This is a genomic window from Blautia sp. OM07-19, from assembly GCF_003481595.1.
Taxonomy (GTDB): Bacteria; Bacillota; Clostridia; order Lachnospirales; family Lachnospiraceae; genus Blautia_A; species Blautia_A intestinihominis.
The window spans coordinates 1-21,316 of the sequence record NZ_QULA01000025.1; the positions used below are offsets into that span (position 1 = coordinate 1).

General features: G+C 46.3%; 18 protein-coding genes and 2 tRNA genes. 5 read left to right on the plus strand and 15 right to left on the minus strand.

Annotated elements, in window-relative coordinates; translation table 11 throughout:
• Window positions 1–163: 163 nt before the first annotated feature.
• From DXC01_RS14700 to tsaE, 8 genes are all read right to left on the minus strand, one after another.
• Window positions 164–253 (minus strand) — tRNA-Ser (locus tag DXC01_RS14700).
• A 124-nt stretch (window positions 254–377) separates the two neighbouring features.
• Window positions 378–463 (minus strand) — tRNA-Ser (locus DXC01_RS14705).
• 86 nt (window positions 464–549) lie between these two features.
• The gene (gene ispD, locus DXC01_RS14710) at window positions 550–1,257 is read right to left on the minus strand and encodes a 2-C-methyl-D-erythritol 4-phosphate cytidylyltransferase (protein WP_022215139.1); all 708 of its coding nucleotides are present in this window, start codon (window positions 1,255–1,257) and stop codon (window positions 550–552) included.
• A gap of 44 nt (window positions 1,258–1,301) precedes the next feature.
• Complete coding sequence (gene tsaD, locus DXC01_RS14715) at window positions 1,302–2,321, minus strand: tRNA (adenosine(37)-N6)-threonylcarbamoyltransferase complex transferase subunit TsaD (protein ID WP_118253319.1); 1,020 nt, start codon at window positions 2,319–2,321, stop codon at window positions 1,302–1,304.
• Window positions 2,322–2,333: 12 nt separating this feature from the next.
• Window positions 2,334–3,245 carry a ribonuclease Z gene (locus DXC01_RS14720; RefSeq protein WP_022215137.1) on the minus strand — a complete coding sequence of 304 codons (912 nt, stop codon included), beginning with the start codon at window positions 3,243–3,245 and terminating at the stop codon, window positions 2,334–2,336.
• Between the two features lie 22 nt (window positions 3,246–3,267).
• Complete coding sequence (gene rimI, locus DXC01_RS14725) at window positions 3,268–3,702, minus strand: ribosomal protein S18-alanine N-acetyltransferase (protein WP_022215136.1); 435 nt, start codon at window positions 3,700–3,702, stop codon at window positions 3,268–3,270.
• Window positions 3,699–4,415: a tRNA (adenosine(37)-N6)-threonylcarbamoyltransferase complex dimerization subunit type 1 TsaB gene (gene tsaB / locus DXC01_RS14730; protein ID WP_022215135.1), complete on the minus strand. Its 717-nt coding sequence runs from the start codon at window positions 4,413–4,415 to the stop codon at window positions 3,699–3,701. Before tsaB ends, rimI begins: the two co-directional genes overlap by 4 nt.
• Window positions 4,416–4,432: 17 nt before the next feature.
• Complete coding sequence (gene tsaE, locus DXC01_RS14735) at window positions 4,433–4,864, minus strand: tRNA (adenosine(37)-N6)-threonylcarbamoyltransferase complex ATPase subunit type 1 TsaE (protein WP_118253308.1); 432 nt, start codon at window positions 4,862–4,864, stop codon at window positions 4,433–4,435.
• A gap of 94 nt (window positions 4,865–4,958) precedes the next feature.
• Between tsaE and DXC01_RS14740 the strand changes: the two genes are divergently transcribed.
• The gene (locus DXC01_RS14740; RefSeq protein WP_118699179.1) at window positions 4,959–5,483 is read left to right on the plus strand and encodes a peptidylprolyl isomerase; all 525 of its coding nucleotides are present in this window, start codon (window positions 4,959–4,961) and stop codon (window positions 5,481–5,483) included.
• Window positions 5,484–5,572: 89 nt separating this feature from the next.
• On the opposite strand, the gene DXC01_RS14745 is transcribed toward DXC01_RS14740, so the two are convergent.
• The 6 genes from DXC01_RS14745 to ftsH form a co-directional block, all read right to left on the minus strand.
• Entirely contained in the window at window positions 5,573–6,226 is a 654-nt protein-coding gene (locus DXC01_RS14745) for a YigZ family protein (RefSeq protein ID WP_118699204.1), read from the minus strand.
• An 81-nt stretch (window positions 6,227–6,307) separates the two neighbouring features.
• Window positions 6,308–8,968 (minus strand): transglycosylase domain-containing protein, encoded by a 2,661-nt coding sequence (locus DXC01_RS14750; protein WP_118699180.1) that lies wholly within the window; start codon window positions 8,966–8,968, stop codon window positions 6,308–6,310.
• Window positions 8,969–9,157: 189 nt separating this feature from the next.
• Window positions 9,158–10,093: an ROK family glucokinase gene (locus DXC01_RS14755; protein ID WP_022215130.1), complete on the minus strand. Its 936-nt coding sequence runs from the start codon at window positions 10,091–10,093 to the stop codon at window positions 9,158–9,160.
• Between the two features lie 22 nt (window positions 10,094–10,115).
• Window positions 10,116–11,048 (minus strand): HPr(Ser) kinase/phosphatase, encoded by a 933-nt coding sequence (hprK, locus tag DXC01_RS14760; RefSeq protein ID WP_118699181.1) that lies wholly within the window; start codon window positions 11,046–11,048, stop codon window positions 10,116–10,118.
• Between the two features lie 43 nt (window positions 11,049–11,091).
• A complete protein-coding gene (gene uvrC, locus DXC01_RS14765; RefSeq protein WP_118699182.1) occupies window positions 11,092–12,960 on the minus strand; it encodes an excinuclease ABC subunit UvrC in 1,869 nt (622 codons plus the stop codon).
• 15 nt (window positions 12,961–12,975) lie between these two features.
• Window positions 12,976–15,090 carry an ATP-dependent zinc metalloprotease FtsH gene (gene ftsH, locus DXC01_RS14770; RefSeq protein WP_118253297.1) on the minus strand — a complete coding sequence of 705 codons (2,115 nt, stop codon included), beginning with the start codon at window positions 15,088–15,090 and terminating at the stop codon, window positions 12,976–12,978.
• A 183-nt stretch (window positions 15,091–15,273) separates the two neighbouring features.
• On the opposite strand from ftsH, the gene DXC01_RS14775 reads away from it, so the two are divergent.
• Window positions 15,274–16,752: a DUF1846 domain-containing protein gene (locus DXC01_RS14775; protein ID WP_118699183.1), complete on the plus strand. Its 1,479-nt coding sequence runs from the start codon at window positions 15,274–15,276 to the stop codon at window positions 16,750–16,752.
• Between the two features lie 85 nt (window positions 16,753–16,837).
• Here DXC01_RS14775 and galE read toward each other — a convergent pair whose 3' ends face one another.
• On the minus strand, window positions 16,838–17,854 hold the full coding sequence (gene galE / locus DXC01_RS14780) for a UDP-glucose 4-epimerase GalE (protein WP_118699184.1): 1,017 nt from the start codon (window positions 17,852–17,854) through the stop codon (window positions 16,838–16,840).
• A gap of 367 nt (window positions 17,855–18,221) precedes the next feature.
• On the opposite strand from galE, the gene DXC01_RS14785 reads away from it, so the two are divergent.
• From DXC01_RS14785 to DXC01_RS14795, 3 genes are all read left to right on the plus strand, one after another.
• A complete protein-coding gene (locus DXC01_RS14785) occupies window positions 18,222–19,460 on the plus strand; it encodes an ABC transporter substrate-binding protein (RefSeq protein WP_118699185.1) in 1,239 nt (412 codons plus the stop codon).
• 88 nt (window positions 19,461–19,548) lie between these two features.
• Window positions 19,549–20,436 carry a carbohydrate ABC transporter permease gene (locus DXC01_RS14790; protein WP_118699186.1) on the plus strand — a complete coding sequence of 296 codons (888 nt, stop codon included), beginning with the start codon at window positions 19,549–19,551 and terminating at the stop codon, window positions 20,434–20,436.
• Window positions 20,436–21,281 carry a carbohydrate ABC transporter permease gene (locus DXC01_RS14795; RefSeq protein WP_118699187.1) on the plus strand — a complete coding sequence of 282 codons (846 nt, stop codon included), beginning with the start codon at window positions 20,436–20,438 and terminating at the stop codon, window positions 21,279–21,281. The genes DXC01_RS14790 and DXC01_RS14795 overlap by 1 nt, the downstream gene beginning before the upstream one ends.
• Window positions 21,282–21,316 lie beyond the last annotated feature (35 nt).

Sequence of the window (21,316 nt, forward strand, 5' to 3'; positions counted from 1 at the left end):
GATTCTTAAAGAATTTTCGAGAATCGTATGTGTTTCACTGTTTAGTTATCAAGGTTCTTCACTTACCATCTTGCGACAGCTCGTTTATTTTATCTCATTCTCAACTATTTGTCAAGAACTTTTTTAACTTTTTTCAAAACTTTCTATCCAAGAAGTTTTGAAACGGAGAAGGAGGGATTTGAACCCTCGCGCCGCTATTAACGACCTACTCCCTTTCCAGGGGAGCCCCTTCGGCCAGCTTGGGTACTTCTCCAAATTGCCCTACGCAATCGCTTTGGTTTATTTCTTTACCAGAAGCGTTTTATATTATATCGCGTTGTTTTTCTTTTGTCAAGAACTTTTTCGACTTTTTCAAAATCTTTTTTATTCTTAACAAGCGGAGAGAGTGGGATTCGAACCCACGCGCCCTTGCGGACAAACGGTTTTCAAGACCGCCTCGTTATGACCACTTCGATATCTCTCCGTATTCACTTTTCAGTGTTTTTTGCGCTTCTCTGTCAGCGCAAGACATATTCTATCATCGAACTTCGCACATGTCAACACCTAAATTTACATTTTTTTATATTTTTTCAAAAAAGTTTCTGCAACATCAAGATCTTCTGGTGTTGTGATCTTGATATTCTGGTAGGAGCCTTCTACCAGGCGGATCTTGGTGCCTTTTTCCTGCTCTACTACCATGGCATCATCGGTGACTCCTGACATGTCTTTTGCACGCAGACTCTCATGGGCGGATCTGATCAGGGGATATGCAAAGATCTGTGGTGTCTGAATAGACCACACCTGGCTGCGGTCCGGTGTAGACTGGATAAATCCATCCTTATCTGCGATCTTGATGGTATCTTTGGATGGCATGCCGACTGCACAGGCGCCTGTCTCCTGCACTCCAAAGATACCTCTCTCCAGGATTTCTTCTGTTATGAACGGTCTTGCCCCGTCGTGTATAAATACATAATCGCAGTCTTCGCAGGCAAGAAGCCCCTGATATACAGAATCATATCGCTCCTTGCCGCCTGCGATCACTTTGGTTACTTTTGTAAAATGATAGCGTTCTACGATTTCTCTTTTACAATAGGAAATCATTTCTTCTCCTGTTACCAGAATAATTTCCTGGATCAGAGGACTTTTCTGAAAACATTCCAGTGAATAGTACAGAACCGGGCGGTGATCGATCTCCAGAAACTGCTTCTGGATCTTACTGTGCATTCTTTTGCCCTGTCCTGCTGCCAGAACGATCGCTGTATTTCTCTCCTGCTTCATAATAAGCCCTCCATCAAATCTTTCTTAATAAAGTAAAAAGGATTTTATCTCTCACCTAATCTGAGGTTCGGAACTGCATTCAGATCCCAGCCATGACGGGTTCCCTTTTTAAATTCGTAATAAGCTGCCACTCCGATCATTGCCGCATTATCTGTACAGAAGATCGGTGACGGACGATAGAATTTGTATCCGTGTTTCTGGCATGCTTCTTCCATCGCTGCCCGAAGTGTTCCGTTGGATGCAACTCCGCCTGCGATCGCTACTTTGTCCATATGATAATCCTTTGCTGCCTGCATGGTATGTTCTACAAGCACATCTACGACAGCTTTCTGGAAAGAAGCTGCAAGATCTGCACGGTTTACATCTTCTCCTTTCATCTGAGCCTGGTTCAGATAGTTCAGGACTGCTGATTTGACACCGCTGAAGCTGAAGTCATATGGGCAGTCTCCGATCTTGGCCTTCGGGAATACGATGGCATTCGGATTTCCTTCTTTGGATAATTTGTCGATCTTTGGTCCACCCGGATAGCCCAGTCCGATCGCACGTGCTACTTTGTCAAATGCCTCGCCGGCTGCATCGTCCCTTGTACGTCCAAGGATCTCGAATTCTCCATAATCCTTGACGATAACAAGATGTGTATGACCGCCGGAAACGATCAGGCACAAAAATGGCGGTTCCAGATCAGGATGCTCTATATAGTTTGCAGAAACATGTCCTTCGATATGATGCACTCCTACCAGTGGAAGTTTCTTGGCATAGGCAATGGCTTTTGCCTCTGCTACGCCCACAAGAAGCGCTCCTACAAGTCCTGGTCCGTAAGTTACACCGATCGCGTCCAGATCATCCAGAGTAACGTCAGCTTCTTTGAGAGCCTCCTCGATGACCTGGTTTACTTTCTCGATATGTTTACGGGAAGCGATCTCCGGGACAACTCCTCCGTATAATTTGTGAAGTTCGATCTGTGATGAGATCACGTTGGATAAAATCGTCCGGCCGTTTTTTACTACGGAAGCGGCGGTCTCATCGCAGGAACTTTCGATTGCCAAAATTAATGTATCTTCCATATTCAGACACCTCTAGTCTTCTTCAAAATTTAATTCTACACTTTTGCCATCCCTGCCCGGGTATGAATTCGGAAAGATCTCTCTTACTTTATCCATATATTCGTCCGGCCGGATCAGTGACGGGCTGAAATGCGTCAGCCACATTTCTCCTACCTCTGCATCCCTGGCAAGTGTCGCTGCCTCGCGGAACATCATATGCTTGTAGCCCTTGGCCTTCTCAAGCTTCTCTTCCTCGGCATACATTCCCTCGCAGATAAAAAGATCTGAGCCTTTTGCGTTGCGCAGGATAGACTCTGTCGGTCTGGTATCTGTGGTATAGGTAACTTTGATCCCCTTACGGTCTGGTCCGAGCACCATATCCGGCGTATATACAACACCGTCTGCTTCTATGGTCTGTCCCTTCTGCAGAGGATTCCAGTATTTCAGCGGGATCTCCTGTTCCTTCGCGCGTTCCGGTGAAAATTTGCCCTGGCGCAGAATCTCAAGTGTGTATCCATAACAGATCACGTTGTGGTTCACTCTGAATGCAGTGATCCTGTATCCATTGATCTCAATGACTTCTTCTGGTTTGGTGATCTCGATAAACCGGATCTCAAACGGAAGTTCCGGTGCGATCACCCGTAATGCATTTACGACCCGCTCCAGTCCTTTCGGACCGATCAGTGTAAGTGGTTCTGTCCTGTCTGCATTGCCCATGGTAAGGAGCAGTCCCGGAAGTCCGCTGATATGATCTCCGTGGTAATGGGTAAAGCAGATCACATCGACCGGTTTGAAACTCCAGCCTTTTTCCTTGACTGCCACCTGTGTTCCCTCGCCGCAGTCGATCATCAGGCTGCTTCCGTTATATCTTGTCATAAGGGCAGTCAGCCAGCGTCTTGGAAGCGGCATCATCCCTCCGGTTCCAAGTAAACAAACATCTAACATATTTTTCCTCTTTTTCTAATTCTCATTGTTTCTTTGTCATAAGAACCGCATTTTCCAGCGGATCGGTATAATAATTTTTGCGAAGTCCATCCTCGACAAATCCCAGTCTCTGATAAAGTCTGCGGGCAGTTCCGTTGCTTTCTCTGACTTCAAGATGAACCAGGCTGATTCCCTGTGCCTGTGCAAGCATCAGCATGCTGTCTACCAGAAAATAGCCGATTCCTTCTTTCTGGCGGTCACTGCGTACTGCCACGTTGAGGATATCACCCTCGTCCAGCACTGTCTGCATGCTGCAGTAACCAAGGATCCTGCCCTTTTCTTCTACTACGAAGAACATGGTGTCCTCTCTTGTCAGGAAAGTGAACATTCCCTCCTTTGTCCATGGCATGGCAAAAAGATCTGTCTCGATCTCCATGACCTGATCCAGATCTTCGATCAGCATCTCCCGGAAAGTCATGACTGCTGCTCCTTTTTCTCTCGTTCCGCACGTTCGCGTTCTGCCTGAGAAACACGCAGGTAGTCCGGAATGTGCTCCATTGCTGTCTGTATCTTACCTTCTTTGTAATAAACAAGTCCAAGTGCTGCGACTGCTGCTGCTCTCTGCTTATTTACGTGTGCCGGTGCAAATGTGTACGGCACAGTCAGTTTCTCTGCGATCAGGTCCTTGAAAACCGGTACGCCGTCGCCCAGGAAGGTCACCGGCTGCTGGTATGCATTCAGCTTCGTGATCATTTCTTCCATCGGCACTGCCATCTGGTCTTCTACTGTCACAAGTCTGTGATCCTCGAAACGATAGATTCCTGTGTAGACCTGTTTTCTTCTTGCATCCATGATCGGGCAGATCAGTCCCTGTGTATCATACAGATTGTATGCAAGTCCCTCTACTGTCGGCACTGCCACAAGCGGTTTCTTAAGTGCAAGTCCAAGTCCCTTGGCAGTTGCGGAACCGATACGGAGTCCTGTAAAAGATCCCGGTCCTGCTGCGACTGCGATCGCGTCGATCGTATTCAGATCAAGCTCTGTCATCTTTGCGATCTCATCCAGCATCGGAAGCAGTGTCTGTGAATGTGTTTTTTTGTAATTTACGGTGTATTCTGCTACGAGAATATCATCCTCTACAACAGCTACGGAAGCTACAATTCCTGAGCTGTCAAGACCTAAAATTTTCATTTTTTTCTCCTCAATTATTATAATTCCAGTCCCTCGATCGTGATACGTCTGTAATCAAATCCTCTGGAAAGATCTTTCTCGATGGTTATGGAAATCCTGTTTTCCGGCAGGATCTCCTCGATCAGCTCTGCCCACTCGATCAGGCAGATACCCTCTCCAAAGAAATAATCATCATATCCGATCTCTTCCATTTCCTCTATATCGCCGATCCTGTATACATCAAAATGATAAAAAGGAAGTCTGCCTTCCTCGTATACCTGTACGATCGTAAATGTAGGGCTGTTCACCGGCTCAGTGATTCCAAGTCCTGATGCAACCCCCTGTGTAAAAACAGTCTTGCCAACGCCCAGATCACCGGTCAGTGTATAGACCTGTCCGGGAGTGGCAGCTCTGCCGATTTTTTGTCCGAGGGCAAAAGTTTCCTCCGGATTTTCTGTCTCTATTATCACGCAAATCACCTTTTTCCTTGCAGAATTGTTCTTTGCATATTATAATAGAGCCCACAAAGAAAAACAATACTTTTTGCAAAAGGAGATTATCATTATGGCAAATAAAAACCCGATCGTAACCATTACTATGGAAAACGGCGATGTAATGAAAGCAGAATTATATCCGGAAGTTGCTCCAAACACAGTCAACAACTTCATAAGCCTTGTAAAGAAAGGATTCTATGACGGACTGATCTTCCACCGTGTCATCAACGGTTTCATGATCCAGGGCGGATGCCCGGAAGGAACCGGAATGGGCGGCCCGGGATACAGCATCAAGGGCGAATTTGCACAGAACGGTGTTGCAAATGATCTGGCTCATACCCCAGGTGTTCTTTCCATGGCAAGAGCTATGCATCCAAACTCAGGCGGAAGCCAGTTCTTCATCATGCACAAAACTGCTCCGCATCTTGACGGAAGCTATGCTGCATTCGGCAAAGTGATCGAGGGCATGGATGTTGTCAACAAGATCGCTGAGACTGAGACAGACTTCAGAGACCGTCCGCTTGATGACCAGGAGATCAAGTCTATGACTGTTGATACTTTTGGCGTAGATTATCCGGAACCGGAGAAATGCTGATCTGAATAGGCAAAAAAGCTGAACGTTGTTTTGCACATGCGTTCAGCTTTTTTTGTATTTCAATTTCAAAATAATCGTTCTTTCGATCGTCAGTCCTCAAACGTAAGAACTTCTCCATTTACTTTTGCAAAGTACAATTCTTTTTTTTTTTCCATTCCTGCTCTGCCGTTTGTGCCTTCTGTGATGGCTTTCTGCACAGCTTCTGTTTCTGCGTCAGGAACAAGAAGTTTCAGAACAACTTTGTCCGTATATTCGCTGTCGAGGATCGGGATCTGACGTTCTCCTGCGATGTACTGGATCTTGCCAATTCCTGTGTAATCTGTTGTAACCTTGAGAGAAATGCCTTTTTTCTTCTCGATCACAAGGCTTCCTGCAAGTCCTTCCTGCACGGCTTTGGAGTAAGCTCTGACAAGCCCGCCGGTTCCGAGGAGCACTCCTCCGAAATATCGCGTCACAACTACTGCAACATTATAGATATCTTCGCCCAGGATCACATCCAGCATCGGCCGGCCTGCTGTGCCGGATGGCTCTCCATCATCACTGCAGCGGGTAAATTCTCGGTTCTTCCCGATTGAATATGCATAACAGTTATGTCTGGCATCCCAGTATTTCTTACGCATCTCTTCCAGAAATGCCAGGGCTTCCTCCTCATTCTTAACCGGGCGCACCGTTGCTATGAAGCGGGATTTCTTCTCGACGATCTCCCCGGTACCGCCCTCCAGTACTGTTTTGTATTGTTCCATTCTCATCCTCCCTGCCTGTACAACACAGGCTGCGACCATCCTGTGCCAGATGATTGCAGCCTGCTGCTGTTTCATACTTTATTATTCTTCGGCATCTCCACCTGAAGAATCTCCACCATCATCGCCTCCGGTGTTATCTCCATTATCACCACCGTTATCTCCGCCGTCGTTTCCGCCGGTATTGTCTCCGGTATTATCGGTGTTATCTCCCGTGTTGTCTCCGGTATTGTCTCCAGTGTTATCGCCTGTATTATCCCCGGTATTATCTCCGGTATTATCTCCGGTATTATCGTCCGTATTATCTGTCTGTGTACCATCAGAATTATATATTCCCTCTTCTGTGGTGTATTCCGTCATATCAGAATTATCATAATCAGAATATCCATAGAAATGCTGGTCGCACTCATCCGTTGGAACATCACCGATATCAAAGTACTCCGTTATAATCGGGCATCCGGCTCGCGGAAGAAGCCCTGTCTCTGCGCAGACACTGAGTTTCTCTACACTTGCAGGCATATCGAAATCTTTGTCCGGAAGTCCCTCATGAATACGGGTCATGACTTTCTTCCAGAGATTCTTGTGGAAGTTTCTCGCATCCTCTGGAAGTTTCTCGTTATTGTCAAATCCAGACCATACTGCACAGGTATAATATGGTGTATATCCTACAAACCACAGGTCATTGTATGCATCTGTAGTACCAGTCTTACCTGCGACTGTCATATTATCAAGCTGGCACGCTGTACCTGTACCCTGTGTCACAACATCCTCCATTGCACTTGTAAGAAGCCATGCTGTACTTTCTTTGATAACAGAACGTCCGGCAGATGTTTTCTCGATCAGGACATTGCCATTATGATCCAGGATCTTGGTGTAATAAAGTGGTTCAATATAATTTCCACTGTTTGCGATTGCCGCGTAAGCTGCACACAGTTCTATGTTTGTGACACCATTTGTCAGACCACCGAGTGCCAGTGGGAGGTTTGCATCTGTCCATACTGTTCCATCAGCATCACGATCTGCTTCTGTGCCATGTGCCAGTGTTGTAAATCCAAAATTGTCCAGATACTGAAGTCCCAGTTCCGGTGTAACTTCCTCCAGGCATTTGACAGCAACAACGTTGATAGAATTCTGGATTGCCTTGCGGATCGTGGTTGTTCCATTATAACTTCTCGATGCATTGTTAACTGGTGAACCATCCGGATAATTATATGGTTCATCTTCAAAAGTAGTTGCCAGTGTCATGCCTTTCTCATTGAGAGCAGGTGCATACGTAGACAGGATCTTGAATGTAGATCCAGGCTGTCTGGTTGTATCCGTTGCACGGTTCAGCGTCAGACTTGCAGTCTTCTCTCCACGACCGCCGATGATCGCCTTGACATATCCTGTATGCTGGTCGATTACACTCATGGACGACTGTGGCTGAGGTGCAAAGCTTACACGCTCTGCTACAACCGTGCTTCCGTCTGCGAGAATACTTTCCTTATAACGGTCAACATAACTCTGACCTTCTTCCTGAGAGTCAAAGAGCAGGTCAAATTCCGGATCTTCATTCTGGAAGTAAAGCTCGAGCATTTCCTTGCTGTAGTTTACTTCTTCACCCTGAGGATTCTTGACAGTCAGTGCATAGTCCAGTGCATACTGTACATAATCCGGATAATTGGACGGATCTGCATATTCTTCATCAAGAATCTTCTGGATTGCAGAATCCTGTGTTGTATAAATGCTCAGACCACCGCTGTAGACAAGGTTCTGTGCCTGTGTTCTGGTATATCCCTTAATATTCATCAGGTCATTGATCACCTGATCGATCAGTTCATCCTCAAAATAACTGTAAACCGTATTCTCTGTCTCAGAATTCTCGATCTGGGCAGCCTGGATGCGTGAATACACGTCATCATTGAGCACTTCGTCATACTGTGCCTGTGTAATATAGCCCTGAGCGATCATGTGATCCAAAACTTCTTTACGTCTCTTGGCATTTTCCTCTGGATGTTCGATCGGGTTGAACTGTGTCGGGTTCTGTGTGATACCCGCCAGAGTTGCACTCTCTGAAAGGTTCAGATCCCAGACATCCTTATTAAAATACTTCCTTGCTGCTGCCTGTACACCATAAGTTCCTGCTCCAAGGTTAATGGTATTCAGATAGTTCTCAAGGATCACATCCTTATTGTTGATCTTCTTCTCAACTTCTACCGCAAGATACTGTTCCTGTATTTTACGTGTAAAACGTTCAAGCCAGGTAGACTCCTTGGTCCAGTTGGTAAATACATTGTTCTTGAGAAGCTGCTGAGTGATCGTACTTGCTCCCTCAGAAAGATTTCCTGAGGTGATATTTTTTACGAAAGCACGCAGGATTCCGCGCACGTCAATTCCATTATGCTCATAAAAACGCTCATCCTCTATCGCAACTACCGCATGCTGCAGATCCACCGGAATCTGGTCGATTGAGACAGGCAGACGGTTGGAACTGGGAGCCGTTAATTTACGAAGCTGATTTCCGTCACCATCATACAAAAAAGTCGCATATCCCAATGGTGAAATATCAATATCATTCACATCGGGAGCATTGTCTATAATTCCCCTGAAAGCTCCAATCCCGACACATCCCACGACCACACATATTGTGATCAGGACCGCAAACAGGACTCTGATAAAAGAAACATGTGCTCTCTTACCCATCATTGCGGTACGGGAAATCAGAGAATTCCGCTTCCTGGAGACTGATTTTTTTCCGTAATTCATGGTTTTCCTCCTTTATAGTCCGTACCATTATATCAAATAAAAAATCGTAAATAAAGCCCCCAATTAAAAACTTCACATTTTCTTTCAAAAACCTTGGTTTTTTGGGATTTTTTTCTAAAAAAAGGAAGAAATCTTCGTAAAAAGACTTCTTCCTCTCAGGTTCAGCTCAAAATATGTAATTTCTGATTATCAGAGTACCATCTTGGCAGCACCGTAGATACCTGCATCATTTCCAAGTGTTGCAAGAACGATCGGTGTCTCCTTGCAGGACGGGAATGCATATCTCTGATAGTATTTCTCGATGCAGTCGATAAGCGGCTGACCTGCCTTGGATACACCGCCGCCGATAACGATTGCTTCCGGATCAGCAACTGTAGCAAATCCTGCAATTGCTCCGCCGAGAAGGTCTCCAACATACTCCATAACACGGACTGCTACTGCATCTCCGGCTTTGAAAGCGTCCAGAACATCCTTTGCTGTGATATTCTGAAGTTCTCTTAAGGTACTGTCGTCATCGGAAGCTGCAAGCATTCTTCCAGCCACACGCACGATTCCTGTTGCGGAAGCATACTGTTCCAGGCAGCCATGATTTCCACAGTTGCATTTTTCGGCTTCGTCACGGACTACGAGTGCATGTCCGATCTCACCGCCTGCTCCGTGGGAACCTGCTACGATCTTGCCGTCAATGATGATTCCGCCGCCGACACCAGTTCCGAGAGTGACCATGATCACATTCTGAGAACCTGCCGCTGCACCTTTCCATGCTTCACCGAGTGCTGCTACGTTTGCATCGTTTCCTGCCTGAGCCTTAAGTCCTGTGAGGTCACTTAAGATCTGAGCTACCGGTGTGAATCCCCAGTAGAGGTTTACTGCACAGGCAGCTTCTCCTTTGGAGTTGATCGGTCCTGGAATTCCGATTCCAACACCTTCGATATCATCTTTGTCAATATTCTTTTCTGCGATCTTGGCTTTGATCGTCTCAGCAACGTCCGGAAGGATGTTCTCGCCTTTATTTTCAGTTCTGGTAGGGATTTCCCATTTCTCTAACAGTGTTCCGTCTGTGTTGAACAGACCGCATTTTACAGAAGTTCCGCCTACGTCGATTCCAAAACAATATGATTTCATTTTTCTCCACCTTTTCTTAAATTTATTCTTCTCTCTTACGTGCAATGTTTGCCTGTACACGCTTGTAGAGTTCCTCAGCCGCATTGTAACCCATCTTCTTCTGTCTGTGGTTGACTGCGGCAGATTCTACGATAACAGCCAGGTTACGTCCTGGTCTGATCGGAAGGGAATGGCACACGATCTTGTTTCCAAGGTATTCGGTGTATTCTTCATGCAGACCGAGACGGTCGTATTCTTTGTCGCGGTCCCACTCTTCCAGTTTGATGACAAGGTCTACAGACTGGGTATCCTTGACACTCTCAACACCGAACAGCGTCTTGACATCGATGATACCGATGCCTCGAAGCTCGATAAAATGCCTCGTGATGTCCGGCGCAGATCCGACCAGGGTAACGTCACTTACTTTACGAAGTTCTACAACATCGTCACTTACCAGACGGTGTCCACGCTTGATCAGCTCCAGCGCAGCCTCGCTCTTACCGATGCCGCTCTCACCTGTGATCAGGATTCCCTCACCATAGACATCTACCAGAACTCCATGGATGGAAATACATGGTGCAAGCTGTACGCCCAGCCAGCGGATGATCTCCGCCATCAGGCTTGAAGTTGTTCTTTCTGTCACAAATGTAGGAACATTATATTTAATTGCCATGTCGATCATATCCTGAGACGGCTTGGTCATGGTGCTGAAAATAACGCACGGAATCTTGCTGGAAATAAAACGTTCGTATTTCATCTTACGCTTCTCATCACTGAGCTGCATCAGATATGTGTACTCTACATATCCGATGATCTGAACACGTTCGTTGGCAAAATGCTCCAGATAACCGGTAAGCTGCAGTGCAGGACGGTTAATCTCTGCTGTTATGATCTTCTTGTCTGACAGGTCAATCTCAGGAGTCAGATTTGTAAGGCTCAGCTCCTGCACCATCTTTGTCATCAATACACCTTTCATACTTTGTGCTCTCCTTTAACGTTTATATATTTCAAGTGCCTTTTTATTTCTCATTTGCCGGATTATCTGGCCGATGGAAAAAATCATACACCTGTTTTGCACTTCCTGCATTCATGGACTCTGTCTGCGCCAGTTCTTCCTCAGAAGCATCCCTGATCGCCGCGATCGAGCGGAAACGGCGCATCAGAGCCTTTCTTCTGCGCTCTCCGATTCCCGGAATATCATCCAGGATCGAGTGAACCTGTTCTTTACTCCTCAAAGAACGATGATACTCGATCGCAAAGCGGTGTGCTTCATCCTGGATCCTGGTGATCAGCCGGAATCCCTCACTGTTTGTGTCGATCGGGATCTCTACATTATTATAATAAAGTCCTCTGGTGCGATGGTGGTCATCCTTGACCATTCCGCAGACCGGAACATCAATACCCAGATTCTCAAGGACCCCAAGTGCAATATTGACCTGTCCTCGGCCTCCATCCATCAGAAGCAGGTCCGGCATTCTCGCAAAACTGTCAAACTCTCCATTACTCTCGTGTGTAAAGCGCCTCGTCAGAACTTCCTCCATACTGGCATAATCATTCGACCCCTGAACAGACTTGATCCGGAATTTGCGGTAATCGCTCCGCTTCGGCTTGCCCTTCTCATAGACTACCATGGAACCAACGGACTCAAAACCACTGATATTGGAGATATCGAACGCCTCCATACGGCTGATTCCTGTAAGTCCAAGCCATTCCTCTACCTCATGGACAGCTCCGATCGTTCTGCCTTCCTCCCTGCGGATCCGCTCGCGGTCCTTATCCAGAACCATGCGGGCATTTTCCCAGGCAAGTTCTACCATTTTTTCCTTGGTACCCTTCTTCGGGATTACGATATGAACCCTCTGTTTCCGGCGGGAAGTCAGCCATTCCTCGATCACTTCCCTGTCCTCAATCTCAGCCTGAAGCATGATCTCTCTTGGTATAAACGGTGTTCCCGCATAATACTGCTTGAGGAAACTGGACAAAACCTGCGAACGGGTATCCCCCCGCGCAACTCTCAGATAAAAATGGTCTCTGCCGATCATCCTGCCGCTTCGCATAAAGAAAACCTGGACAACGGCATCCTGCTCTCTGAGATCAAGGCTCTCATCCATCGCCACAGCAATGATATCGCGGTCCTCTTCTCCGTAGGCAGTGATCTTCTGACGCTCTCCGATCTTGCGGATGCTCTGGATCAGATCACGATATCCGGCAGCATCTTCGAATCGCATTTCTTCGGAAGCTGTCATCATCTTGTCTGTGAGTTCGTCGATCGTATCCTGAAAATCACCATTCAGAAAGCTGAGCACCTTCTGGATGTTTTCCCTGTATTGTTTCTGATCCACATGTCCGGTACAGGGAGCTGTACACTGCTTCATATGGTAATACAGACACGGCCGGTCCTTACCACAGTCGCGTGGAAGGTTCCTGCTGCATGAACGAACCTGGTACAGTTTGCGTACAAGCTCGATCACATCCTTGACCGCACCGCCACTGGTGTAGGGACCAAAATATCTGTTTTTGTCCTTCTTCATCTGCCTGGCAAACAGAACTCTGGGATATGCCTCCTGCACCGTGACCTTGATAAACGGATAGCTCTTGTCATCCTTGAGCATCGTATTATATTTCGGACGGTGCTCTTTGATAAGGTTGCTCTCCAGAACGAGTGCTTCCAGTTCAGAATCTGTAACAATATATTCGAATCTCGATATGTGGGTGACCATCTGCTCGATCTTGGCACCCTTGTTGCGGCTGCTCTGAAAATACTGCCGTACACGGTTGCGGAGACTGATCGCCTTGCCCACATAGATGATCGCATCCCGCTCGTCGTGCATGATATACACACCCGGTCTTGCGGGAAGCTTCTTTAATTCTTCTTCAATCTGAAACATATCGCGGCTCCTTTATTAAGCCTCTGTGCTGCTACCTTCTGATGTCTCTGATTCTGTTTCCTGGGACGGAATCTCTGCCGGTGTTTCTGGTGTCTCCTGATTCTCAGGGACTTCCGCTTCTGTCTCTGCCAGAGCTTCCTTGGAAAGATTTACCTTCGCAGGAGTATCCACTTCTGTCTCTGGCTGCTTTTCCTCGTCTTTCTTGTCAAAATCCGGAAGTTCGTCAAGGTTTTCCGGAATCTCAAGTCCTCTCTCGACTGCACGGAAGATCTTCATGAATTCCTTGCCAGTGATCGTCTCTCTGCGGATCAGATACTCAGCGATCTTGTCCAGTGCTTCTCTGTGTTCGTTCAGAAGTCTCTTGGCTTCCTCATAGGAATAATGAAGGAGCTGCATTACTTCGTGGTCGATCTCTGTCGCTGTGTCATCACCACAGTTAAGGACTGCACGACCGGAAAGATACTGGTTCTCCTGTGTTGCAAGTCCCATCAGACCAAATTTCTGTGACATACCATACTGGGTGATCATTGCACGGGCAACCTTGGTCGCCTGCTCGATATCATTGGCTGCACCTGTCGTTACAGTATCAAATACGATCTCCTCAGCCGCACGTCCTCCAAGGTATCCAACCAGCATAGCCTCGAGTTCCTTCTGGGTATTGAGATATTTCTCTTCCTCCGGAACCTGCATAACGTAACCGAGTGCTCCCATGGTACGCGGAACGATCGTGATCTTCTGCACCGGTTCTGCATCCTTCTGGAGAGCATTCACAAGTGCATGTCCTACTTCGTGGTAGGAAACGATACGTCTCTCCTGCACGCTTAAGATACGGTCTTTCTTCTCTTTGCCGACAAGGACAACCTCTACGGATTCCTGAAGATCCTTCTGTGAGACAGCCCTTCGGCCGTTCTTGACAGCAAGGATCGCAGCTTCGTTGATCATGTTGGCAAGGTCAGATCCGACTGCCCCGGAAGTAGCCAGTGCGATCGCATCCAGATCCACAGTTTCATCCAGCATGACATTCTTGGCATGGACCTTGAGGATCTCTACACGGCCCTTGAGATCCGGACGATCTACGATGATACGTCGGTCAAAACGTCCTGGCCTTAAAAGTGCCGGGTCAAGTACTTCCGGACGGTTGGTTGCCGCCAGGATCAGAAGGCCCTTGGAAGTATCAAAACCATCCATCTCTGCAAGGAGCTGGTTCAGTGTCTGCTCACGCTCGTCATTGCCGCCGCCATATCTGGAATCACGGCTCTTACCGATTGCATCGATCTCATCAATAAACACGATACACGGTGCATTCTTCTTGGCTTCCTCAAACAGATCTCTGACTCTGGAAGCTCCGACACCGACAAACATCTCGACAAATTCGGAACCGGAAAGTGAAAAGAACGGTACCTTTGCCTCTCCTGCAACGGCTTTCGCAAGAAGGGTCTTACCTGTTCCCGGAGGTCCTACGAGAAGGGCTCCTTTCGGAAGTTTCGCACCGATCTGCGTGTATTTTCCCGGATTGTGCAGGAAATCAACAACCTCCTGAAGAGATTCCTTGGCTTCCTCCTGTCCTGCTACATCCTTAAAAAGAACACCTGTTTCCTTCTGAATGTAGGCTTTGGCACGGCTCTTGCCGACTCCCATGATGCCGCCGCCACTACCTTTGTTCATTCGCCGCATAAGATACATCAGCATAAAGAACAGCACTACCGTCGGAAGCAGCAGACTGATCATGGTAGATACAAACTCTCCCATCACATCAGGCTGTTCATATTTGAAAATAATTCCTTTGCCTTCCAGACGTTGCGTCAGTGCACTGGTATCCTCCATCTGGTTGACCTTATAGCTTTCTTTCTGGTAAGATTTCTGAAGTTTTGGAACGACAGTCAGCACTCCGGACTGGAGTGTCACTTCTTTGATCTGATCTTTATCTACCATTTCGATAAATTTATCATATGTGATCTCACTGGATTTATCGCTCATCATATCTGTCACAAAACTCAGACAAACTAAACTGATCAGGAGACAGATCAAAAATCCAAGAATGGTCTGACGATTCTTGTTCGGTCCCTGATTTCCTGGGTTATTTCGGTTCGGACGCTTATCATCCGGACGCTTATCCATATGATCGTTCATTCTTTTCCTCCTCTTGTTATCTTCTATATTATAAAGAGATTTCTATTATAAATCAACTGAAAAACTGTGAATGTTTGTAGTAATGGGATATTGCCTGTGAACAATAACTGTAGTATACTATCCACGTGATAGCTAGACCCAACTAATTACTATAGCTAACTGTGATGGAAAGGAAATCGACAAATGAAAATTGGATTTGATAATGAAAAGTATCTGACTATGCAGTCCGAACACATCCGCGACCGTATCAGCAAATTTGACAACAAGCTCTATCTGGAATTCGGCGGAAAGCTTTTTGATGATTACCATGCATCCCGTGTTCTTCCAGGATTTGAGCCGGACAGCAAGCTCCGCATGCTCATGCAGCTCCGCGACCAGGCTGAGATTGTCATTGTCATCAGCGCCTCTGATATTGATAAGAACAAAATGCGCGGTGACCTCGGAATCACTTACGATGAGGATGTACTTCGTCTGATCGATGCTTTTACAGAGCGCGGTCTCTATGTAGGAAGTGTATGCATCACACGCTACGCCGGACAGGAAAGTGCTATTCTCTTTAAAAACCGCCTTGCAAAACTCGGCATCAAAGTTTACTTCCATTATAGTATTCCAGGATACCCGAGCAATATCCCGCTGATCGTGAGCGATGAAGGATATGGCAAAAATGAATATATCGAAACAACCAGACCTCTCGTAGTCATCACCGCACCAGGACCAGGAAGCGGAAAAATGGCAACCTGTCTTTCCCAGGTATACCATGAATACAAACGCGGCGTTGCTGCCGGCTATGCCAAATTCGAGACTTTCCCGATCTGGAACATTCCGCTCAAGCATCCGGTCAATCTGGCATACGAGGCTGCTACTGCAGACCTTAATGATGTCAACATGATCGACCCGTTCCATCTGGAAGCTTACGGTGAGACAACCGTCAACTACAACCGTGACGTAGAGATCTTCCCTGTTCTCCAGGCAATGTTTGAAAAGATCATGGGAGAATGCCCTTACAAATCCCCTACAGATATGGGTGTCAATATGGCCGGAAACTGCATCGTTGATGACGAAGTATGCTGTGAAGCTTCCCGCCAGGAGATCATCCGCCGTTACTATAAGAGCTGCGATGCCCTTCTCACAGGCGACGGTACTGAAGAAGAAGTACGCAAGATCGAACTTCTTCTGAAACAGGCTCACGCATCCCTCGATGACCGCAAAGTTGTTCCTGCCAGCCTTGCCAAAGAACAGGAGACCGGTGCACCGGCTGCTGCCCTTGAACTTCCTGACGAACGCATTGTTTATGGAAAGACTTCCGACCTTCTCGGTGCTTCCTCTGCACTTCTTCTGAATGCACTCAAGGAACTCGCAGGCATCAACCATGAGCATCATGTGATCTCACCGGAGGCGATCCATCCGATCCAGGAACTCAAGACCAAATATCTCGGAAGCAAGAACCCGAGACTTCATACAGATGAAACCCTGATCGCACTTTCTGTCAGTGCCGCTGATAACCCGGAAGCACGTAAGGCTCTGGAACAGCTCCACACACTCAAGGGATGCCAGGCACATACTTCTGTCATGCTGTCATCCGTGGATATCTGGGAATTCCGCAAACTCGGCATTGAGCTGACCTGTGAACCGAAATTCGAAAAAGAAAAGAAATATCACTAAATCTCTTCAAAACAAAACACCCCGGCAGAACGCTGTGAATACGTTCTGCCGGGGTGTTTCTTATTATATATGGTATTTATAAAAATCAGTCTTCGTAACCGTTCGGGTTCTTCTGCTGGAAGTTCCAGGAATCTGCACACATATCTTTGATATCGTACTCTGCTTCCCATCCAAGTTCCTTCTTAGCCTTGGTTGCATCGGAATAGCATGTTGCAACATCACCGGCACGACGAGGTTTGATAGAGTATGGGATCTTAACGCCTGTTGCAGCTTCAAAGTTCTTAACAATGTCAAGAACACTGTATCCTTTACCTGTACCAAGGTTGTAGATGCTGAGTCCGGAATTGTCTTCCAGTTTCTGGACAGCCTTTACATGTCCTTTGGCAAGGTCAACTACGTGGATGTAATCTCTGACACCAGTTCCGTCCGGTGTGTCATAGTCATTTCCGAATACGCCGAGTTCTTTGAGCTTGCCTACTGCAACCTGTGTGATGTAAGGCATCAGGTTGTTCGGGATACCATTCGGGTTCTCACCGATAAGACCGCTCTTGTGAGCACCGATCGGGTTGAAGTAACGAAGAAGTACTACATTCCATTCCGGATCTGCTTTCTGGATATCTGTAAGGATCTGCTCCAGCATGGATTTGGTCCATCCATAAGGGTTGGTGCACTGTCCTTTCGGGCATTCCTCTGTGATCGGGATGATCGCCGGATCGCCGTATACAGTTGCGGAAGAGGAGAAAATAATATTTTTGACATTATGTTTTCTCATCACATCAACCAGTGTAAGTGTACCTGCAATGTTATTCTCATAATATTCCCATGGTTTAACAACAGATTCTCCAACTGCTTTAAGACCTGCGAAATGGATACAGGAATCGATATCCTCTTTCTCAAAAACTTCGTTCAGTCCTTCTCTGTCAAGAATATCTACTTTATAAAATTTAACCGGTTTTCCTGTGATCTTTTCTACACGTTCAAGGCTCTTCTCGCTGGAGTTGCTTAAGTTATCCAGTACTACTACGTCATATCCTGCGTTCTGAAGCTCTACTACGGTATGGCTTCCGATAAAGCCAGCTCCGCCTGTTACTAAAATTGCCATGATCTGCTCCTCCTGACATTTGCTTTTGTTTTACTACGGTGACATTGTAGCACTGTTTTATTTTTTTCACAATATTTTCCCCAAACATCCCGCATATTTTACTAAAACTCCCACATATTTTACCTATTACCTGATGCAGTTATGAAACTTCTGTTTTGGAGATTCTGATTTTGAATCTTTGTGCAACTTGTCAATACTTTTCTTTATGCAATATACATTGTTTTTTTTGTATTTTCAGTCTTTTTTTGTCTATTTTTATTGACACTTAGTCTTATAAACGGTATAATCAGCCTAATACATTCGTGATTATCACGAAACCAAACTGACGGTTCTGTCAGTTTCACCAAACAAAAGGGAGGACTTTCATATGAAACGTAAAATCGCATTAGCTATGGTACTGGCAATGACAGCAACAATGGCTCAGCCTGTTCTCGCAGCAGACGACAAGACAACTCTGGATGTCATCATCAGCCAGTATGGTACCCAGACCCAGGCGTGGTGGTCCCAGTTCGAAAAGGATTTCGAAGCTGAAAACTCAGATATTGATCTGAACATCGAAATTGTTTCCTGGAACGATCTTTATACCAAAGTAAATACACTGGTTGCAAACAACAACGCACCTGATATTCTGAATATCGACGTTCTTGCAGATTATGTGGCTGACGATCTGCTGATGCCTGCAACAGAATATGCTTCTGAAGATCTTCAGTCCAAATTCTTCCCGTCATTCTGGGAAGCAAGCACAATTGATGATACTGTATACGCATTACCGATCCTGGCATCCTGCCGTGCACTCTTCTATAACAAGGACATCCTTGAAGAAGCAGGTGCTACCGTTCCTACCACATGGGCAGAAGTTCAGGACGCAGCAAAGAAGATCAAAGATAAATTCGGCGATGACGTTTATCCATGGGGTATTGATATGACAACTGACGAAGGTCAGGCTGCATTCTCTTATTATACATGGAACAACGGCGGCGGATTCGTTGATGAAAATGGTGACTGGGCACTCAACAGCGACAAGAACGTAGAAGCTCTGAACTTCGCACTCGGTCTTGTAAACGATGGATACACCAACTCCGATCCGGCTAACGAAACACGTTATGACCTTCAGGATATGTTTGGTGCAGGCAAAGTTGCCATGATGATCGGACCGAACAACATTCCTACCTATCTCTCCGATGGTGGATATGACATTAACTACGATGTAACAACAATCCCTGCAAATGAGGGCTGCGAATCCGTAGCAATGGGCGTTTGCGACCGTCTTGAAGTATTCAAGGATGACTCCGCTGAGGATCAGGAAGCTCGTACAGCTGCCATCACCAAGTTCTTTGACTTCTTCTATGATGACACTCGTTACGCTGATTACATGGTATACGAAGGATTCCTTCCAACCACTCAGACAGCAGCAGATCTTCTTGCAAAAGAGGACGAAACTTATTCATCCTGGATCGATATCCTGCAGAGCTGCAACTTCTACCCGGCAACCAAGACTGAATGGGCAGATGTAAAGCAGGGCGTTATCGAAGTAGAGCAGAACGCACTCCTTGGCGACGACGTTCAGACACTGCTTGATGATCTTCAGGCTGATATTGCAGGCTGATCCCAGATTTAGATACGACTTAACCGGGAGCCGGAACATTAGTGACCGGCTCCCGATTCTTTTGAGCAAATGATTTGGTGGTGTAAATATGAAAAAAAAGAAACCTCTGGCTGCTGTGGAGCCATATCTGTGGCTGCTTCCCAGTATCCTTCTTATGACAATCTTTATACTCTTTCCTATTTTTGAAGTTTTTCGTACTTCAATGAGTGAAGTGAGTAAAGCAGGTCTGATAAAAGGATTTTGCGGACTTGACAATTTTACCAAAGTCCTGAAAGGATCTACTTTTAAAATAGTCCTGAAAAATACTCTCGTATGGACCATTGCTGTAGTTGTACTTTCTACTGTATTTGGTTTCATTCTTGCACTTGTACTGAACAACAAATTCCGTTTCCGTAAAGCAGTCCGTGCTATTGTTGTATTTCCATGGGCAACTTCCCTGATCATCCAGGCAGGCGTATGGAAATTCATCATTGACAAGGATTACGGTGCACTGAACACCCTTTTACTGAAACTTGGACTGATCTCCAGTCCGGTCAACTGGACTCCTACCCCGGAAGCATATTTTGCATGGGAAATTTTTGTAGGTATTTTTGTTACTGTACCATTTGTTACTTTCTGTGTCCTTTCCGGTCTGCAGAGTATCGACAACTCTTATTATGAAGCGGCTACCGTTGACGGTGCCAACTACTGGCAGAAGCTGTTCAAGATCACACTTCCGCTGGTAAAATCTTCTCTGACGGTAAGTACTGTGTTGAATATCATTTATGTATTCAACTCCTTCCCTATCATATGGACAATTACCAAGGGCGACCCGGCAAGCCGTACCGATACCCTTGTTACCTATCTCTATAAACTTGCTTTCTACAAAGGCAAATCCGGTGAAGCAGCTGCAGTATCCGTGATCGGATTCCTGATCCTGTGTGCATGCGCTTCTGTTTATATGGTACTTTCACTTAGAAAGGAGGAGGAAGACTAATGAAACATTCACGCGACACAAAAAGCACACTCCTTCGGGTTCTTCTTTATGTTTTTGTCATTCTGGTCGTATTGATTACGCTGTATCCATACTTTGTTATGTTTACGACTGCCGCCAAGAGCCGTGCAGAAATCTACGCAACCAAGGGAACACTTCTCCCGATCCACTGGCTCTGGCAGAACTTCAAGGATATCTGGACACTGGCTCCACTTTCCAGATATTTCATCAACTCCCTGATCGTTGCAGGTGGCTCCACTCTGATCGCGATCGTATGTGGTATTCCTGCAGCTTATGCACTTGCACGAATGAAGTTTAAGGGCAAAAAGATCTTCCTGGGTATCGTTATCATCTCCCAGATGTTTGCTCCTGTAGTCCTTCTGGTAGGTATCTACAAGATCATGTCAACCTTCGGTATGACAGACAGTCTCGTTGGTCTTGTATTTATCAATGCAGCATTCAACCAGGCATTCGCGATCTGGCTGCTGCGCGGTACTTTTATTTCTATCTCACCTGAAATGGAACAGGCTGCAACAGTTGACGGCTGTGGCAAGGTTTCTGCCCTGATCCGCATCCTTCTTCCAGTCGCCGCACCTGGTATCGTAACTGCGCTGATCTTCGTATTTATCAACGCATGGAATGAATATACAGTCGCACTGACTCTGATCTCAACAGATGTCTTCAAACCTCTGACGGTCGGTATTACGATCTTCAACGGTTACAACATGGTAGAATGGCAGTATCTGTTTGCATCCTCACTGTTTGCAACAGTACCGGTCATCATCCTGTTTATACTGATCGAGAAACATCTTGTCGGTGGTCTTACCTCCGGTGGTGTAAAGGGCTGATATATACAACAAAAAGCTTCGGAACCTGTTCAAAG

What these genes read in the sequence shown, in the direction of transcription:
- DXC01_RS14795 (WP_118699187.1), top strand. Translation starts at nt 20,436, where the DNA reads ATGAAACATTCACGCGACACAAAAAGCACACTCCTTCGGGTTCTTCTT.
- ftsH (WP_118253297.1), bottom strand. Translation starts at nt 15,090, where the DNA reads ATGAACGATCATATGGATAAGCGTCCGGATGATAAGCGTCCGAACCGA.
- rimI (WP_022215136.1), bottom strand. Translation starts at nt 3,702, where the DNA reads ATGACTTTCCGGGAGATGCTGATCGAAGATCTGGATCAGGTCATGGAG.
- tsaB (WP_022215135.1), bottom strand. Translation starts at nt 4,415, where the DNA reads ATGAAAATTTTAGGTCTTGACAGCTCAGGAATTGTAGCTTCCGTAGCT.
- hprK (WP_118699181.1), bottom strand. Translation starts at nt 11,048, where the DNA reads ATGAAAGGTGTATTGATGACAAAGATGGTGCAGGAGCTGAGCCTTACA.
- DXC01_RS14750 (WP_118699180.1), bottom strand. Translation starts at nt 8,968, where the DNA reads ATGAATTACGGAAAAAAATCAGTCTCCAGGAAGCGGAATTCTCTGATT.
- DXC01_RS14785 (WP_118699185.1), top strand. Translation starts at nt 18,222, where the DNA reads ATGAAACGTAAAATCGCATTAGCTATGGTACTGGCAATGACAGCAACA.
- ispD (WP_022215139.1), bottom strand. Translation starts at nt 1,257, where the DNA reads ATGAAGCAGGAGAGAAATACAGCGATCGTTCTGGCAGCAGGACAGGGC.
- galE (WP_118699184.1), bottom strand. Translation starts at nt 17,854, where the DNA reads ATGGCAATTTTAGTAACAGGCGGAGCTGGCTTTATCGGAAGCCATACC.
- DXC01_RS14775 (WP_118699183.1), top strand. Translation starts at nt 15,274, where the DNA reads ATGAAAATTGGATTTGATAATGAAAAGTATCTGACTATGCAGTCCGAA.
- uvrC (WP_118699182.1), bottom strand. Translation starts at nt 12,960, where the DNA reads ATGTTTCAGATTGAAGAAGAATTAAAGAAGCTTCCCGCAAGACCGGGT.
- DXC01_RS14790 (WP_118699186.1), top strand. Translation starts at nt 19,549, where the DNA reads ATGAAAAAAAAGAAACCTCTGGCTGCTGTGGAGCCATATCTGTGGCTG.
- tsaD (WP_118253319.1), bottom strand. Translation starts at nt 2,321, where the DNA reads ATGGAAGATACATTAATTTTGGCAATCGAAAGTTCCTGCGATGAGACC.
- DXC01_RS14720 (WP_022215137.1), bottom strand. Translation starts at nt 3,245, where the DNA reads ATGTTAGATGTTTGTTTACTTGGAACCGGAGGGATGATGCCGCTTCCA.
- DXC01_RS14740 (WP_118699179.1), top strand. Translation starts at nt 4,959, where the DNA reads ATGGCAAATAAAAACCCGATCGTAACCATTACTATGGAAAACGGCGAT.
- DXC01_RS14745 (WP_118699204.1), bottom strand. Translation starts at nt 6,226, where the DNA reads ATGGAACAATACAAAACAGTACTGGAGGGCGGTACCGGGGAGATCGTC.
- DXC01_RS14755 (WP_022215130.1), bottom strand. Translation starts at nt 10,093, where the DNA reads ATGAAATCATATTGTTTTGGAATCGACGTAGGCGGAACTTCTGTAAAA.